Annotated in this window: 16 protein-coding genes; all 16 read right to left on the reverse strand. The window is 37.0% G+C overall.

Translation table 11 applies throughout. From position 1 onward, the window contains the following. Positions 1-160 precede the first annotated feature (160 nt). A complete protein-coding gene (gene spoIIP / locus WQ54_RS00915) occupies positions 161-1324 on the reverse strand; it encodes a stage II sporulation protein P (RefSeq protein ID WP_046510719.1) in 1164 nt (387 codons plus the stop codon). Positions 1325-1428: 104 nt separating this feature from the next. Continuing rightward, a complete protein-coding gene (locus tag WQ54_RS00920; protein WP_046510722.1) occupies positions 1429-1977 on the reverse strand; it encodes a GNAT family N-acetyltransferase in 549 nt (182 codons plus the stop codon). A 483-nt stretch (positions 1978-2460) separates the two neighbouring features. Beyond that, on the reverse strand, positions 2461-3108 hold the full coding sequence (locus WQ54_RS00925; protein WP_046510724.1) for a GntR family transcriptional regulator: 648 nt from the start codon (positions 3106-3108) through the stop codon (positions 2461-2463). Positions 3109-3337: 229 nt separating this feature from the next. Next, positions 3338-4087: a tyrosine-protein phosphatase gene (locus tag WQ54_RS00930; RefSeq protein WP_046510728.1), complete on the reverse strand. Its 750-nt coding sequence runs from the start codon at positions 4085-4087 to the stop codon at positions 3338-3340. 17 nt (positions 4088-4104) lie between these two features. Continuing rightward, entirely contained in the window at positions 4105-4899 is a 795-nt protein-coding gene (locus tag WQ54_RS00935; protein WP_046510730.1) for an ABC transporter permease, read from the reverse strand. A gap of 25 nt (positions 4900-4924) precedes the next feature. Further along, entirely contained in the window at positions 4925-5722 is a 798-nt protein-coding gene (phnE, locus tag WQ54_RS00940; protein ID WP_046510733.1) for a phosphonate ABC transporter, permease protein PhnE, read from the reverse strand. Continuing rightward, positions 5715-6533 carry a phosphonate ABC transporter ATP-binding protein gene (gene phnC / locus WQ54_RS00945; RefSeq protein WP_046510735.1) on the reverse strand — a complete coding sequence of 273 codons (819 nt, stop codon included), beginning with the start codon at positions 6531-6533 and terminating at the stop codon, positions 5715-5717. The genes phnE and phnC overlap by 8 nt, the downstream gene beginning before the upstream one ends. After that, complete coding sequence (locus WQ54_RS00950; protein WP_052737607.1) at positions 6530-7465, reverse strand: phosphate/phosphite/phosphonate ABC transporter substrate-binding protein; 936 nt, start codon at positions 7463-7465, stop codon at positions 6530-6532. The genes phnC and WQ54_RS00950 overlap by 4 nt, the downstream gene beginning before the upstream one ends. 474 nt (positions 7466-7939) lie before the next feature. Continuing rightward, positions 7940-8416, reverse strand: a complete 477-nt coding sequence (locus tag WQ54_RS34520; protein ID WP_231597421.1) for a hypothetical protein — start codon at positions 8414-8416, stop codon at positions 7940-7942. A 105-nt stretch (positions 8417-8521) separates the two neighbouring features. Further along, a complete protein-coding gene (locus tag WQ54_RS34525) occupies positions 8522-8893 on the reverse strand; it encodes a hypothetical protein (protein WP_231597422.1) in 372 nt (123 codons plus the stop codon). Positions 8894-9331: 438 nt separating this feature from the next. Further along, complete coding sequence (map, locus tag WQ54_RS00960) at positions 9332-10072, reverse strand: type I methionyl aminopeptidase (RefSeq protein ID WP_046510738.1); 741 nt, start codon at positions 10070-10072, stop codon at positions 9332-9334. A 191-nt stretch (positions 10073-10263) separates the two neighbouring features. Next, complete coding sequence (locus tag WQ54_RS00965; protein WP_231597423.1) at positions 10264-10494, reverse strand: hypothetical protein; 231 nt, start codon at positions 10492-10494, stop codon at positions 10264-10266. Positions 10495-10623: 129 nt separating this feature from the next. Further along, positions 10624-12441: a bifunctional UDP-sugar hydrolase/5'-nucleotidase gene (locus WQ54_RS00970; protein ID WP_046510744.1), complete on the reverse strand. Its 1818-nt coding sequence runs from the start codon at positions 12439-12441 to the stop codon at positions 10624-10626. Between the two features lie 118 nt (positions 12442-12559). After that, complete coding sequence (locus tag WQ54_RS00975) at positions 12560-13093, reverse strand: DinB family protein (RefSeq protein ID WP_046510747.1); 534 nt, start codon at positions 13091-13093, stop codon at positions 12560-12562. Positions 13094-13269: 176 nt separating this feature from the next. Further along, positions 13270-14727 (reverse strand): S8 family serine peptidase, encoded by a 1458-nt coding sequence (locus tag WQ54_RS00980; RefSeq protein ID WP_046510748.1) that lies wholly within the window; start codon positions 14725-14727, stop codon positions 13270-13272. 293 nt (positions 14728-15020) lie between these two features. Further along, on the reverse strand, positions 15021-15914 hold the full coding sequence (locus tag WQ54_RS00985) for an ABC transporter ATP-binding protein (protein WP_046510753.1): 894 nt from the start codon (positions 15912-15914) through the stop codon (positions 15021-15023). Between the last annotated feature and the right edge of the window lies 1 nt (position 15915).

The following is a 15915-nucleotide window of genomic DNA, read 5'->3' on the forward strand; positions in this document are numbered from 1 at the left end:
CTGTTTTTGCATACTTAATTGCTCATTACCACTAATGCAGAATGGTTGATTTCCGCTACAGAAGCTTGCTTTCGGAACAGATTTCATGAAAGAATCTATTTAAAAAAATTAGAAAAGTTCCTTTTATAAATGGCTTTAGCTTTATAAAGATGATGAGAAATCATTTCCCATCACCATTTACCTCTTTAGCTTCATTTTGCTCCCAATAGAAATCAGCGAGAACATCTGAAAAAACATCAACTGTTCTTCCCAACTCTTCTAAGTTATTATCGACACCGCCAACTTCCAAAAGCATGGCATTATTGGAAACATCCTGATTGTAAACTCCATTTCCGTCACTTTTAGACTTAAGAAACACACCTCGGCTTATCCCAGGGTATTTAGCCTCAAGTCTTTGATGCAGCTTTTTCGCTAAGTCGAGATTTTCCAAATAATCCCCATGTTCCTTACCAACGACAAAATAAACCCTTGCATAATTTTTTCCACTAATTGTTTTTGTTGTGATGTTTCTTCGAGCGGAATCACGATGAATATCTATAAAAAAGTCTAGACTGGCATTTTTCGCAGCTGCAGCTTCCTCAACAATTACACCTGAAACTGCATAAGCTTTGGTCGATTTCCACCCTTTCTTACTCAATTCCTGTGTCATATTGGTTTTATCATGAATGATACCAATTCCTCTTTTCATGAGATTTTCCGCTAATCGATTTCCAAGACCGATTACATTTACCCTTTGATCAGAGCTTATAGCATCATTTGGGTTATTTGCATTCTTTAATAACGGTAAAAATGATTCCCAGCTATGGCTTTGATAAATAAAAACGGTTTTATGCTCAGGATTTATGACAGGTTTTTGATCTTTTTCTGGGCTTTGGTTATCCTGAAGCTTCTCCTCCGCAACTTGTCTTTCCTTTAGTAAAATCTCAGTCGGCGGGGGTGATTCATAGGGAAGATTACTAAGATTTGTCCCCTCCCCTGCAATAGCTATTTCTGTTTCATACAATTTCAATCCCGGCAATTCATTACCTAAAAACGTTCTTACATCCGTTGGTTTTATCCTTGTTGCTAATTGGATAGCTAATGCTGACATATTAGATGCGGTAAATAAGGGGTTATCGGGATTTTGGTAGAAATATTGATTTTCAGCTTGGAGAAAATGAACAAATAATTGCTCTGTGCTAAAATCACCAATGGTTCTTTGAATATTTTTAGAATCAACTCTCACATTTAACGTAATAATAAGGCCAATTAAACAGAAAACAAAAATCACGGTCAATGCGGGAACATAGAAAATCTTAAATAAGAAAAGATCTTTTGTCCTCACAGCACACCCCCTTTTATTCTTCATTTATGTATATGAAAAGAAAAAGGGGGTATAACATCATTTATCTCATTTTCGTTTTCTATTCATTCTTGCTTTATAGATAATTAAATTGTGTCATCCTCATTTATAATGGCCAGTACTTGATGGTCTTCCCATTTCCCGTTGATTTTAACGTTTTTCCTAGCGACGCCCTCCTTGTGAAAGCCTGCTTTCTCTAAAACCCTGATGGAGCCAATATTATGCGGCATCACACCAGCTTCAATTCTATGTAGCTTTAATTGATTAAATGCAAAATCTACGATTAAACGGAGGGCTTCTGTCATATATCCCTTTCCATTATGGTTTCGGTCTAAAAAATAACCGACATAACAGCTCTGCAAAGCCCCCCTCAATATTTCTGATAGCATGATGGAACCAATTTGTTTTTCTGACTCATTTAAAAAGATTCCGAAAAAATAATATTGGTCAAGTTCCTGCAGTTCTTTATTTTTCTTAATTCTCGTCAGCTGGCCGTCTAACGTATAAAAAGATTCCTCCCGGCGTGAAGCAAACTTTTGAAAAAATTCTCGATTGTTCAGCTCAAGATGCAAGGAGGCCTTAGCATCATCGGGTTCTAATGTTCTGACAAATATATTTTTGCTGCTAATTTTCATTTCCTAATTCCCCCTAATTGAATTTTATCTCATACAATCTGCAAATAGATATTCCATTCACAGCATCCATTAAGAACAGGAAGTGCGTCTCTTTCTAATTACTACCTTCATTAGTTTAACATATTTTTCCTTATTGTAAGTTCTTGATATAATAAAAAACGCCTTAACCAAATGATAACGATTCTTTTCTAATCAAATAAACGACATATAACTTTGTTATGATTGTAACTACCTGATTTCACGCAATTCCGAAAAAATTAAAACCTCTTCCCAAAATTTCGATCAAGGCAAATATTAATACATATAAAAAAGGCACCAAAGCTATTTAGAGAATTGCTTTGATACCTTTTTAATCACTTGTTATTTTAGTTAAAAATCAAACCGTGTTTGCTTCATCATTAACAAAAGAACCATGGTTGATTCATTCAGATAGTCTTAGAGGGGGATATAAGCCCCTATCAACTTTTTTGTGACAAAAACGTCTTAAAATGCTGTGGACAATATGATTCTTTCTCGGTTTTTTAAGAATGTTTCTTTACAAATCTGCTTAATGCCGGAGTAATTCTGCGAACAAATTGCTTCATAAATTAATTTATTTAATTGATTTGCAGAATAATGCTTTTGGTTCGGGGTTAATTTCCAATTCACCATAGCCATTCGTACAAATTTATCTTTCAACGAATCCATGAATTCTAGCATTGTTTTATTGTTTGCAGATGAAATCATACACCGAGTAAAAAGAAGATGGTATTGAATATACTTATAATAGTCATCATTCATTTCTGCCTCAAGTTGCAGGTCTAAATACATTTTTAAATTATCAAGATCGAAGCTGTGTCCCCTTGCTTCTACTTCATCAACAGAAAACTCTTGCAAAAAAAAGATCACTTGCGAAATGTCTAGCAATTCTTTCATAGAAATCTCTTTCACAATAATTCCACGGTTTTTAATAGATGTGACAAATCCCTCTGACTCTAAACGGGAGATTGCGCCTCTAATAGGGGTACGGCTCATATTTAGTTCTTTTGCTAATACATTTTCCGATAGAAGCAGACCTGGCATATAATTAGCAGTAATTAAATTTTCACGGATTGTCGTATAAGCTATGTCAACAAGTGAGTTTTGGGTCATTTTTACAATTCCTTTCAAACAGAATTACACACACTAATTCTAAATTACCCTACAGTTATCCGCAAGAACAATTGCCCTTACATAGCGGGTTTAATGGAAAGTAATTAGCTGTCTATAGTAAGTTAAATGGTTAAAACCATCATTAGAATATTGTTGTTCATCATTTTCAACATAGAGAGAACAAAAAAAGAAGTGCTCTAACACTTCTCCTTCTACCTTATAAATATCTCTATAATGCAACAGTTTCACCTATTGTTAAAAACCGTCGCTTCACTCGATCAATTACATCCTGCCCTACACCTTTTGCCATCAAATATTGATCGATACTATGATAGGTATGAAGGATGTACTCATAGGCTCTTAGGATATATTCTCGATTTGAATACAAGTACTCCTTGGGAATATTTCCATACGGACTTTTCATCTGATGAATTGACTCCAAGTTGGAATAGGTTACTTCATAATTTGAGATAATATCTTTCTTTTCTACTCCAGCTAAGCCTAACAGCAGCATGGCTAAGATCCCTGTTCGATCTTTTCCGGCCGCGCAATGAAAGACGATGCAGCCTTCTTCAGCCTGATCAATCACATCAAAAATTCTCTTTATCGAATCATTGTTTTGCTCCATTAAATCAATATAAAAGTCTCCCATAGTAGTCTCAAATGAAGTTAAAGTAATATCAGAAACGCGCTCGGTTATAAACGGGATGTTATAGTATCCGCAAAAATTCTCTTCTGCAAGTGGATTTTTATGTGTTTCAATTTCATCTTCTCCTCGCAGATCAATGACCGTTTTCACCCCATACTCTTTTAAAAAGACGATGTCCTCTTTAGAGAGATTGCTCATATCACTTGATCTTAAAAAGGAATGCCATTTTGTTTGTTGCCCAAATTCAGTACTGTACCCCCCTAACTCCCGACAGTTTTCTAGACTATTAATGGGCAAGCGTACCCAATTTAATTTTGCATTCTTCATCATCCACGTATCCTCCTAAATCAATAGTTCCCAAATTTTATATTATTTTTAATTTTCGTCATCACCAGTTCAAGTACCACCATAAGGAAACAAATCATAATGACAATCGTCGTTGTTTGTGCATAGTTATACGTATTTATTGCTTGTGTCAATAAAAGACCAATGCCGCCAACCCCGATGATTCCTAATCCGATGGATTCAGAAACATTGGATTCGAAGCAAACGGTAATCCAAGCTACAAAAGCGGTAATACAAAGCGGAATTAATCCGTGATATACAATTTTGAACCATGATGCCCCTGTTGACTTCATCGCTTCAATAATCTCGCCGCCTGTTTCTTCAATACTCCCTGTAAACGTTTTAACCAGATAGCCGACAGCAGAGATCAGAATGGCAACAAAGCCTGACACATTGCCAAATCCTAGACTCGCAATCACCATTAACCCCCATACCAATGAAGGGACGGAGCGAATGATGGCAAAAAAACCTTTTATGAAAATCGCTAAATAACGATTCGGTGCAATATTTGCTGCTGCTAAAAAACTTAAAAACATAGCTAAAAAAACAGCCACAACCAATGTTAACAAAGCCAATGCTAAACTAGTCACAATATTCAAAAGAGCATCTGGAACAATTGAAAAATCGACAGCCATCATTCGACTTAAGACGTCGGGAACATTTTCTAACCGTTCATAAAATTTTTGCATATTTAAGTTGATAAGCTTCACAGCTGCAATAAACACACCACCCAATATAAGAACAAGAAGAATCGACTTGCCGACACTTCCTTTTGAAGTGACTCGAATGTGCTCCATTATGTCTTCAATCTCCTTACTTTAATTAAACGAAACGTTTACGAATCGAATTGGTTACTAACTCTGTTAATAAAATAATCATGACAACGACCGCAATAATCGTAATCGCTTCTCCATATTTAAATAAATTAATATTTGTATCAATTAAGACGCCAATCCCGCCAGCTCCAACTAGACCTAAAACAGCTGACGCACGGACATTAATTTCGAAGGCAAATAATGTCCAATTAATCCATGCTGGAACAAACTGGGGGATGACTCCATGAAACAAGATTTGAAAATAAGAGGAACCATTCGCCCGTAACGCTTCAAGCTTGTCTCCAGAAATTTCATCGATCGATTCTGCGTAACTTTTACTTAAAAATCCGATAGTCACAAGAATTAACGCCAAAACGCCAACAATCCCGCCTATTCCAAAAATATAAACCAATAAGGCTCCCCAAATAATAAAAGGGATATTTCGTAAGATTGATACAAAACCGCGGGTAATCACCCGCAAGGTTTTAAATTTGTTCGTATTTTCCGAGATTAATATCCCGAAAATAAAGGCAATAATCGTAGAAATGTAGGTTGAGATAACCGCATAACCTAGCGTATCGACCACCGCTGGAATATAACGTTGTAAATTATCTGCGTTTGGCGGAAAGAACTTTTCAAAGAAAAACATAATAAAACTTGGTAAGCCCATCAGCATCTCTATAAAAGAAATCTCTAAATAAAAAACGGAAAATATCAACACGGCAAGGATGGCTGCAACAACTGCATAGATTCTTTTAGAATCTCGATGATCAAGCGGGATCTTAGGAATCGTTTTTTTACTCATCGTTTTGTCCTACCGCCAATTGCATTGACTGTGTTCCGCTTACACCTTGAAGCGTCATTTGCGATTCTTTTCCTTCATATATATCTAGAATCAATTCATCTGTTAATCGTGAGGGAGCGCCGTCAAAAACAACCTTGCCTTTTTTAATCCCAATAATTCGTGTGGCATACTTTTTGGCATAGTCCACTTGGTGGAGATTTACAATACAAGTTAATTTCTTTTCATGAGAAATCGTATGAAGCTGCTGCATCACAATATTGGCAGAAAGCGGATCTAGCGATGCAATCGGCTCGTCCGCAAGCAGCAGCTTCGGCCGCTGCAAGATTGCTCGACAAATGCCAACCCGCTGCATTTGCCCTCCAGAAAACTCATCAGCTCGTTTATAAATTTGGTCTTGAAGACCCACTTTTTTTAGAAGTTCCACCGCTTCTTTCTTATCTTCATAACGATAGAGCCCGAGCAAACTTTTGTATAAAGGAATGTTGCTTAATTGGCCATGGAGAACATTTTTAATCACATTCGTTCTGCCAACTAAGTTATAATGCTGGAAAATCATCCCGATTTTGGACCTTTCTTTTCGTAGATTCCGCCCGCTCAGTTTCTCCAAATGCTGCCCATCAAAAATAATTTCCCCTGCAGACGGATCCACAAGGCGATTGATGCATCGGATAAAAGTGGACTTTCCAGCACCAGATGGGCCAATGACAACGATAAATTCACCTGGGTAAAAATCTAAAGATATTCCATTCAAAGCACGTGTTTCTTTTCCATATACCTTCACTAAATTTTTTATTGATAATAATGGATTCATTTTGCTTCTTCCTCTAAAGCATTAATAGCATCAAGCATTTCAATCGTAGGATCATAATAATCTTGTTCAGTCGCTACAAAACGAGCCTTTGTATCATTATGGACCGCTTCAAAATATTTCTCATCGTCAAATGATACAAACGCATCTCTTAATGCTTCTTTAAAATCTTCTGGTAAATCTTCACGAACAATATAAGAAGCATCAGGAATATCATCTGTACGTCCGATCGTTTTAAATTCATCTTCCTTAATCGTTCCTGCCTCAATCATACTATCAAGCTGACCTTGAGCTACTGCTGCTGCGTCAAAGTCACCCATCTGTACACCCATGACACTATTTGCGTGGGATTCGGAAAAGGTTACATTTTCAAAAAAGTAGCCTGACTGTTCGATCAAATCTGGATCTAAATCAAACTCTTGAACCAAGGTTCCCTTTGGATAAAGATAGCCTGAAGAAGATGCTGCATTAACAAACGCAAAGTTCTTTCCTTTTAAATCCTCCATTTTGTTGATTTCTTTATTATCCTTTTTTGTAATAAAAGCCGTATAATACTCAAAGCCCTCTACTTGAGGAGTAACTAACAATTCCGCTCCAGCTTTTTTGTCTGCTTGGTAATAGCTCATTGGACTAGCGAGCATAATATCTAAATTCCCGCTTGCAAGGGCCTCAATTCCAACAGCGTAACTTCCTCCTTCGAATTCTTTCACTTCAATACCTAATTCCTCAGATAGGTGATCTCTCAAAGCTGTATGCATAGAAGCTGCATTTGGATTGTTTTCATTTGGCATTTGAACCAATGTCAGTTCTTCCGGCCACCCTTTGTGTTCTGTTCCTTCAGAAGCTGCAGATGATGAACTCGCTTCATTCCCACACGCTGCCAAAGTGGATACAAGTCCTATTGTTAAAAAGAATTTAGATAATTTTTTCATCATTTTGTTTGTCTCCTTCATAGAGTTAATAAAAAATGTTAAATGAGTACTTACTTGGACTCTTCTTAAACCTAAAAATCTTTAGCTTCTTTCATTAAACTATTAGCAACCCTACTAATTCCCTCTCACCTAATTAAAAACTAAGATTGGATTTTCTTTAACTCCACGTGGTATCCAACTTGTATACAACTAATAATATAAAGATGAAATGTTAAGTGAGTTTTTTCAATACGTAAAGAATCGGTAAATAATTGTAAAGAGAAATAAAAGTTTCTTCCTAATGAAACGCTCTGCAACGAATTGAAAATTGTATTGACTATCCAGTAACCTTGTTACTACTTAAATAAAAAGTACCCATTTGAATGACAGTTTTACATCACATTCAAATGGGCATAAAAAAACTCAAAAACCCTTAAATAAAACCGGCGGGATTTTGAGTTTATTCATTCTAACTACTTTTACCGATAACTATTCCATTTAGCATTGTTGGGCACTCTCATATTTTAAGCTTAATTCAAAAGATGCATTCCGGTCACATATCAGCTTTCCATTTACAAAGTCCAGCTTTGCCGCCTGAATAGATGTTCGTTTAGATTCATATGATGTTTCATTTAGACTTTCAGTTCGTTCAGGATGTGTAAAATAAAAAATATACGCATTGTCTCCTTGAACATGGACATCTGCATGAAGACCGATAGTTCCATCATCCTTTCGAATACCTGGCTTATTTAAAATAGTATTATTAAGAACCCATTTTTCACAATCTGAAGATTGATAGACTGCTTGACCAGACCATTTGTCAATAATCATCCAATAGGAATCTTTATAATTAAAAACATTTGGTCCTTCATGTGGAAAATCCGTAATGACTGGTCCTACAAACTCCCAATTGTATAAATCATCGCTATCGGCAGCATATGTATGAGAACCTTTAGCTTCATCTTTATACCACATACGAAAACGGCCATTAGGTAATGAATGTACACAAGCGTCAATCACATAATCTGAGCTTAATGTTAATATTGATTCAAACGTCTAATCCCAGAGATTTTTACTTGTCTAGTGGATGATCTGTCTTTTATGTCCTTTCCACTCAGATGGAACTCCTTGTATATAGCTTACATACATATGGTAGATGCCACCATGGTACAGAACTTCTGAAGCCCAAAACGTATTTCTGCCTTTTTCAAAATCAAGCCCCTGAATAACACCCCTGTAGTTCCATGTTTTTCCTCCATCTGATGACGAAGCAATTCCCAAATCTGTGCCATGAACCCATGAAACCCCTTCACATTGTATATTTGCACGACGATTCGTATAAATAATCCACCATTCCTTTTCCTCACCGTTCCATATAATCGTTGGATCAGCAGAACCGTCATATATTGGATCACGAAAAAGCGGAGCCTTCGGTGAACTTGAATAGTTCAAATTGACAACCTCCTTTTGAAGAAATCCTCTTAAATGAATGTTGCTTTTGCAGAGCACAAATAAAACGATAATAACGTAGTCTAAAAAGGAGCTAGTAATCTAGTAAAAGACCCTACTTCCTAAATTTAAGCACATTTTGGATACGCTGCCATTTTACCTATTATAACAATTATAAACACAGAAATTACAATGAAATATTTCTAATTAATAGAATAAATAATTGGATCCTTCATCAGGTAATAATTAAATAATAACAGGCATGTGATCTATACATAAATTAATATTTATCATACATTTCCATCAAGTAAAACATTATTGCTGATGATTCAACGCATCAGATTTCTCATTCCTAATAAAACGAAAGGGTTTAAATTAGATATTAAACATGAAAAAAGACTCATTCTTCTTTGAATGAATCTTTTTTTCATATAGATTTACTTACTTGGTTACTATAATCGGGCCATTTTTTGTAAGAATAATCGTATGCTCAACTTGGGCAACATAGCTTTCATTGGTAGCATAAGTCCAGCCGTCTTCTTTTTGAAATACTTCCTCTTCCAGGTTCGAGATAAAAGGCTCAAATGCGATGACCATACCTTCCTTTAGCAGCTCATCATCAAAGGTTTCATTATAATTATAAATATGATCAGGCGCTTCATGAATTGTACGGCCAACCCCATGTCCTGTCAGGTTTTTGATTACCGTTAGTCCATGCTGTTTAGCCGTTTGAAAAACAGCTTTACCAATTCTGCTTTTTTTAGAGCCTGGTTTGGCATTCTTGAGACCTGCTTCAAATGCCAGTTGTGCTACTTCACATACTTTCTTGCTGATTTCTTCTCCTTCACCTACGACAAAGGAAATACCTGTATCTGCAAAATAACCGTTCTTTGAACCAGAAACATCTATATTGACAAGATCCCCTTCTTTAATTACCCGTTTTCCAGGAATGCCATGTGCCACTTCATCGTTGACGCTAATGCATGTATAACCTGGAAAATTGTATTCACCTTTAGGAGCAGAAATAGCACCGGACTTTTCAAAAAGCTCTCCGGCAATTTCATCAAGCTCCTTTGTTGTAATACCAGGTACTGTTCTTTGCACTAATTCGTTTCTAATACTGGCAACAATTTTGCCAATTTCCTTTAAACCACTAAAATCTTCTTCAGTTTTTGCAATCATTGTTTCCTACCTCATTCTTCAATAATATATATATTAATTGTACCTTTCTTCTAAGTTCAATCCAAGCAATGAATACTTTACAAAAAAAATAACGGAAAGGAAGGGGTTCACTTAAAGGGGGGGCAACAGACAAAATTAAAGCGTGAATCCCCTAAGAATCCACGCCTAAAAAATCAGAAGTCGTTAATAGACTAAATTTTATTTTTTACCTCTTCTCTTAGTGATTCTACTATATTTTCTGACAAATTCGCAGGTAATGAAGTTCCGTTTTTAAAAATCCAGGAGTTTAGGATTTCAAAATCTGACTTCTTAAAAGTAATACTATGAACATCTTTGTTTAGGGTAAAATCTACTGTTACCGATTCTTCTCCATCAAAGTTGTCATCAATAATCATGTCTGTTATACGGTACGGCTTCAACATGCTTTCTCCTTTATTGTGCTTTTTACTATGTAGAATGTTCCATCTGACATTGTTTATTCACTTTACAGGTAATAAAAAAAGAAAGGCATCATTCCTAATAAGTGAATGGTGCCTTTCAAGTTCATTGATTTATTGCAATGATACTCGGTTTAAAGCTGGTGGTTCAATAACTTTCTGTTCCTTTAAATACTGTAAGAATGCCCAGTAATCTCCTTCAACCCTGACTGGATCGCGATATTGTGTAAAAGTCGGGTATCCGTCAGCTCCAATAACCAAATAGGCTAATGCAGCAACTCGATAGGATCTGTTAACATCAAGAGGCTTGCCGTTTATCATAACATGCTGCGGGTCGATTCTGTTATTTATCGGTTTGCTGTCATCATAACGCAAGGAGACATTTTTTGAAACGGCGAGCGGATGGAAGCTTTCTGTTCCGTCTGCTTTTTTTCTCCATTGTTCCTCAAGGATTTGTTTTATTTGTTGGCCGCTTAATGATACAACTAAGACAGGGTTTGCGTAGCCATGTGCTTGCCATTGCTCGCCAAATAGGATCTTACCATCACTATCGGCTGGATTTGTTCCTTTTTTATATAGTAGATCACCTCGCAAAGGACTTGCTGCGGTCAAAGCGAATTCAGCTGGATTCGCTGCTTTTTTCCCTGCTTCATAATGTACATCTGCAGCAAGATTGGCAAGTGTACTTTCACCATTTGCATTGCGTGCCCGAGTGATATCACCTGAAAGCTTTGCAACCGGCTCAGCCCATCGCTTTTGTCCCCGGTCAACCCAGTAGGAAACCATTTTTTCTATCTCTTTATCAGCAGGAACATCACGTGTGACTGGATGATTTATTGCTGCTGTTAAATGACGAACAACGTCCTTCGTTTCAGGATCAATCGATAGATTTATTTCACTAAGGAGACGTCCGTGGTTAGCACCTTCTATTACAGGTCTTGGGTTACCTGCAGGATCGTCAATGGAACAGTTGAATTTTGCATGCCAATGCCCTGATATGATGGCATCAATGGCTGGTGAAGCCTCTTTTGCAAAATCAAAGATAGGACCAAAAGGGCTGACACAACCGTTGATGTCATAGCTGTCACTTTGTGTTGAACCTCCCTCATGAACAACCGCAATAATTGTTTCTACCCCTTTTTCCTGCAATTCTTTTGCATATCGGTTGGCAGATTCAACAAGAGGATCATTTATTAATGTTCCATCCTGAAACGATGTGGACCCCTTTACTGTTGTAGGTGTCGTAAGGCCGATAAAACCAACAGGGATCTTGCCGCCTTTTCCATCGCTGACCTTTTTGATTATGTATGGCTTTAATACAAGCTCACCTTTGTTCTCATCACGTATATTGGCAGAAAGATAGTCATAATCTGCTCCTTTAAATTTCTTCCCTGCTGAATCAGTAAAACAGCTATCAACATCACGAACCCCAAAGCACTTGCCCTGCATCATATGGTTTGTTAAAAACTCTTTTGAAACATCAAACTCGTGGTTGCCCGCAACGGAAAAGTCTAAATTAATAGCATTAAGAAATTCAATCGTAGGCTCATCTCTGTGAGAGGCAATTTCGAAAGGCCAGCCGCTAAAATCATCACCGGCCGAAAACAACAATGAGTTTTCATGTCCGTCCTTCAGTTTCTTAATATGAGTTGCCAAATAGGCAGCTCCTCCAACAGTAAGTGGTCCCTCTGTTGTTATGATTTGACCGTTTGCCTTGTCATTGAATGGCTGAAGATAACCATGTAAGTCCGTTATACTTAATAATTGAAGTTGAACTAAGTCATTGTTGTCTTTACCGTTTTTGAACACAGCATTTTGTTCAGCGTGTCCATCTTTTTCCGTAGCTAAAATCTCTGATGATCCAATAAATCCACTACAAATAAACACTAAACTTAAAATGACGAAAAAAAGCTGTTTAACTGGCCTCTTCATAAATCAATTCCTCCTTATTATTTTTTGCATACAAAATAATCATAGAAAATCAATATGAAATCGTTATTTCGTTAATGTGAAATTCATGTAAATTTACTAAAACATCTATAAGATCCCACTATTCTGGAAAGCTTGAAGATCCGATATATAATCCCTTTATGATCTTACGGTGATGGAGTTCATGACCGGCAAGGATATATACATAGGCACGGACAGTAACCTTAGAGTTTAAAGCGATCCCTGTTCTTACCCAATCCTTTGATTGTAAGCTCTGCAGTAAATGCATTGTCGCTTTTCGAGATGTTGCAAAATGAGCTAAAAGACCTTTCATCGACTGTTTATCAAATTCTGCATGTTGAATGTAAACATCCTTATCATATCTTGGAAGGGGAACTGGCTCACCTCTCGCAGTACAAAGAAGAGTGTAAGTCAAAATCCTTTCTGTATCTATCAAGTGACCAATCACTTCTTTTATGCTCCATTTTTCAGGAGAGTAGCGAAATAATCCTTGAGCATCCGTCAGTTCGTTAAGCAAGCTGTCCGTTTCCTTATGCTGCTCCTCTAGCTGCTGGACGATATCCCCCTTAGGAACAAGATTTACATATTTTTCAAAATAGGCATCATATTCACTTACTTTTGGACTTTCTTTCATCTTTATCATCCCTATCAGGTAAAATGAAATTTATTTTTGACTTTGTGTGCTTTATTAGCTTGACCTCTCCCCAAAACATTTTGTCTCAATATTAAGGTTCATCCTTCTCAAAATTGTGTTTTTTGAAGTTAAAGGGGCAGAGCCCTTTTTGAGACACCATCACTTTTAGTTAACTGTTACTTTTTAATATTCATCAAAGCGCGATAGGCATTCGCTTCTCCCGCACCAAATAAAGGATCCTTCCCGGTTTTTCCATAATCAAGCGCAGTTTGTTGAATACGTACAGCAACTTGTGAAGGCTTAAATTCAGGGTTTGCCGCTTTAATGACACCCGCTATACCAGCAACTTGAGGAGTCGCCATTGAGGTACCGGCATTATAAGCATATAAAGATCCTAAATAGGATGGCCATGTGTTCATAATCAAATAGCTTGGATCGGCGGTTGCAGGATCATTTGTTTCAGCATATTTTGAGCCATAATCTCCTCCAGGGGCAGCAACATCTATCGCTCCATTCCCATAGTTTGAATAGAAAGCGAGCTCTTGATCTGACCATTTTATTGAGGCAGACACATTAATAACTCCTGGCAACTGTGCAGGAACAACAGTTGCTGGACCTTTGATTTTCATTCCGTAAGGTTCATAGAGCTTTGTTAAGAAATCATTAACCTCGTTTTTGTCAGCAAGGTTTAAACTTTCATTCCCGCTTCCTGCTACTAAGGTCACTCCATTATTCACTGCATACTGGATCGCACGTTTCCAAAGTAATGTTTCGGCCACCGTTTTTTCACTTTCACCTTCTATGATCATTTTCGTATTGTAATAGAATCGCAAAGACATATTGATGACATCAACATTATCGTTTGTCGCAGCAATAATTCCATCAATGATCCAAGATGGCTGACCAAGAGCTAGTTCCGAATAAAGTACACGATATGCACGAATCCCTAGATCTGGTCCTACGCCCTTTATTTTTCCATTTGCTGCAATAATCCCTGCCACATGCGTCCCATGCCCATTTCTGTCTTTTATATCATTTGGATCACCTGTTTCAGTTGCATCCATTCCAGCTGGAACCAAATTACGTCCGCCAATTAGATTATTCTTTAAATCTGGATGGGATGGATCGATTCCGGTATCAATTACCCCAACTACTGCACGATGTGTAATCTCTCCGTCATCATTTATATATCCTCCTGTTTCAATCGCATATGATTTCCCATTATTCGTAACTCTTTGAATATCCCATTGAGATTCCCAGTAGCTTTCCTTTTCACTCTGTTTGATGATCGTTATTTGTTTATTATAAGGAATCGCTCCCGACGGTTTAATCTGCAAAGATATTTCTCTATTAGCTGCCACAATAGAGGGTATTTTTTCCAAATCAGAAAGGAAGGATGCCTGATTTGATTTCACTTCCAATCCACTAACCTCGGGGAGCACTTTCGTAACTACTCCACCAGCTTTTTGAATGATTTGTTTATAATCCTTTGGCAATTCATCTTTAAATGCTATGACATAAAAGTTCTCTTCATTTTTTGCTTCTTCACCAGCAAGTGCATATGTACTGTTTCCAGCAAATAGACTTACCCCTAAAAGAAACAAAAGTAAACGATGTAGCAAAATTTTCTTCAACAACACTACCTCCTTTTGATACAAATAATAATTCTCATAAACTATGTTACTATTAAATGGATTTTATTCCAAATTTTACATTAAAAAAACACAACAATAAAGGCTGCTTTAAGAGATTAATGAATCTATTAAAACAGCCTTATTTTCTACATTTATTTACTTAAATCTTTCCTTTTAAAACCTTTTGGCACAAGATGAAAATAAAGTACCCACCAGCACTAAAGCTGAGAAAGAAATATAGTCATTGGCTTTCACTAAAACAAGATAAATACCAAACTTGCCATTCATTACATTCATTGTTTGATCATCTCGACATTCTTTGGATTTACCAGTACAATTTTTCCATCCTCAAGCTCAACTCTAAGCTTATTTGAGTCTCCTAGCTCAATCGAGTCTAGATAATCACGAGGGATTTGAATTCTTCCAGCACGATCAATAACAGCAAGCTCAACATGTGTTTCTTCCTCTTCCATTGCTTGTTCCTTATTATGTTGTTCCTCAAAATAGGTCTTCCGCAAAATCTCACTGGACGTTTTTCCGTCTCGTATGGCAACAACACGATCGAGTTTTTTCGTTAATTCCGTATCATGGGAGACAATCACGATCGTCTTTCCCAAAGACTGATTTAACTCCCTAAAAACCCCGAGGATCACATCAGCTGTTTTTGAATCTACGCTTCCAGTCGGTTCATCTGCCAATAGAAGATTAGGATTATTCGCAAGTGCGATCGCGATCGCAACCCGCTGTTGCTCGCCACCTGAAAGCATCGTTAATTTATTGTTATATCGATGCCCCATCCCGACTAATTCCAGTAATTCCTTTGCTCTTTCTCGTTTATGTCGTCCTTTTAGCAGCATTGGAAGCTCAACATTTTCAATTGCCGATAAATATGGGATCAAATTTCGTGCATTATTTTGCCAGACAAACCCGACCGTTTCCAGCTTATATTTGACAAGCTCATTCGATTGCATCCTTAATAAATCCTTACCGTCAACGAGACATTTTCCCGCTGTAGGCCGATCTAAGCCGCCTAGCATATTTAATAATGTTGACTTTCCGCTGCCGCTTGATCCGATGATCCCCATTAATTCTCCATTTTGTACATCTAAGTCAAGCCCTTGCAGAGCCATCACTTCATTTTCTTCGTCTACCTTATAAATTTTCACTAAATCTTTACATTGAATCATC

Origin of the sequence: Bacillus sp. SA1-12, assembly GCF_000981385.1 — a bacterium.
In the GTDB taxonomy this organism is placed as follows: Bacteria; Bacillota; Bacilli; order Bacillales; family Bacillaceae; genus Metabacillus.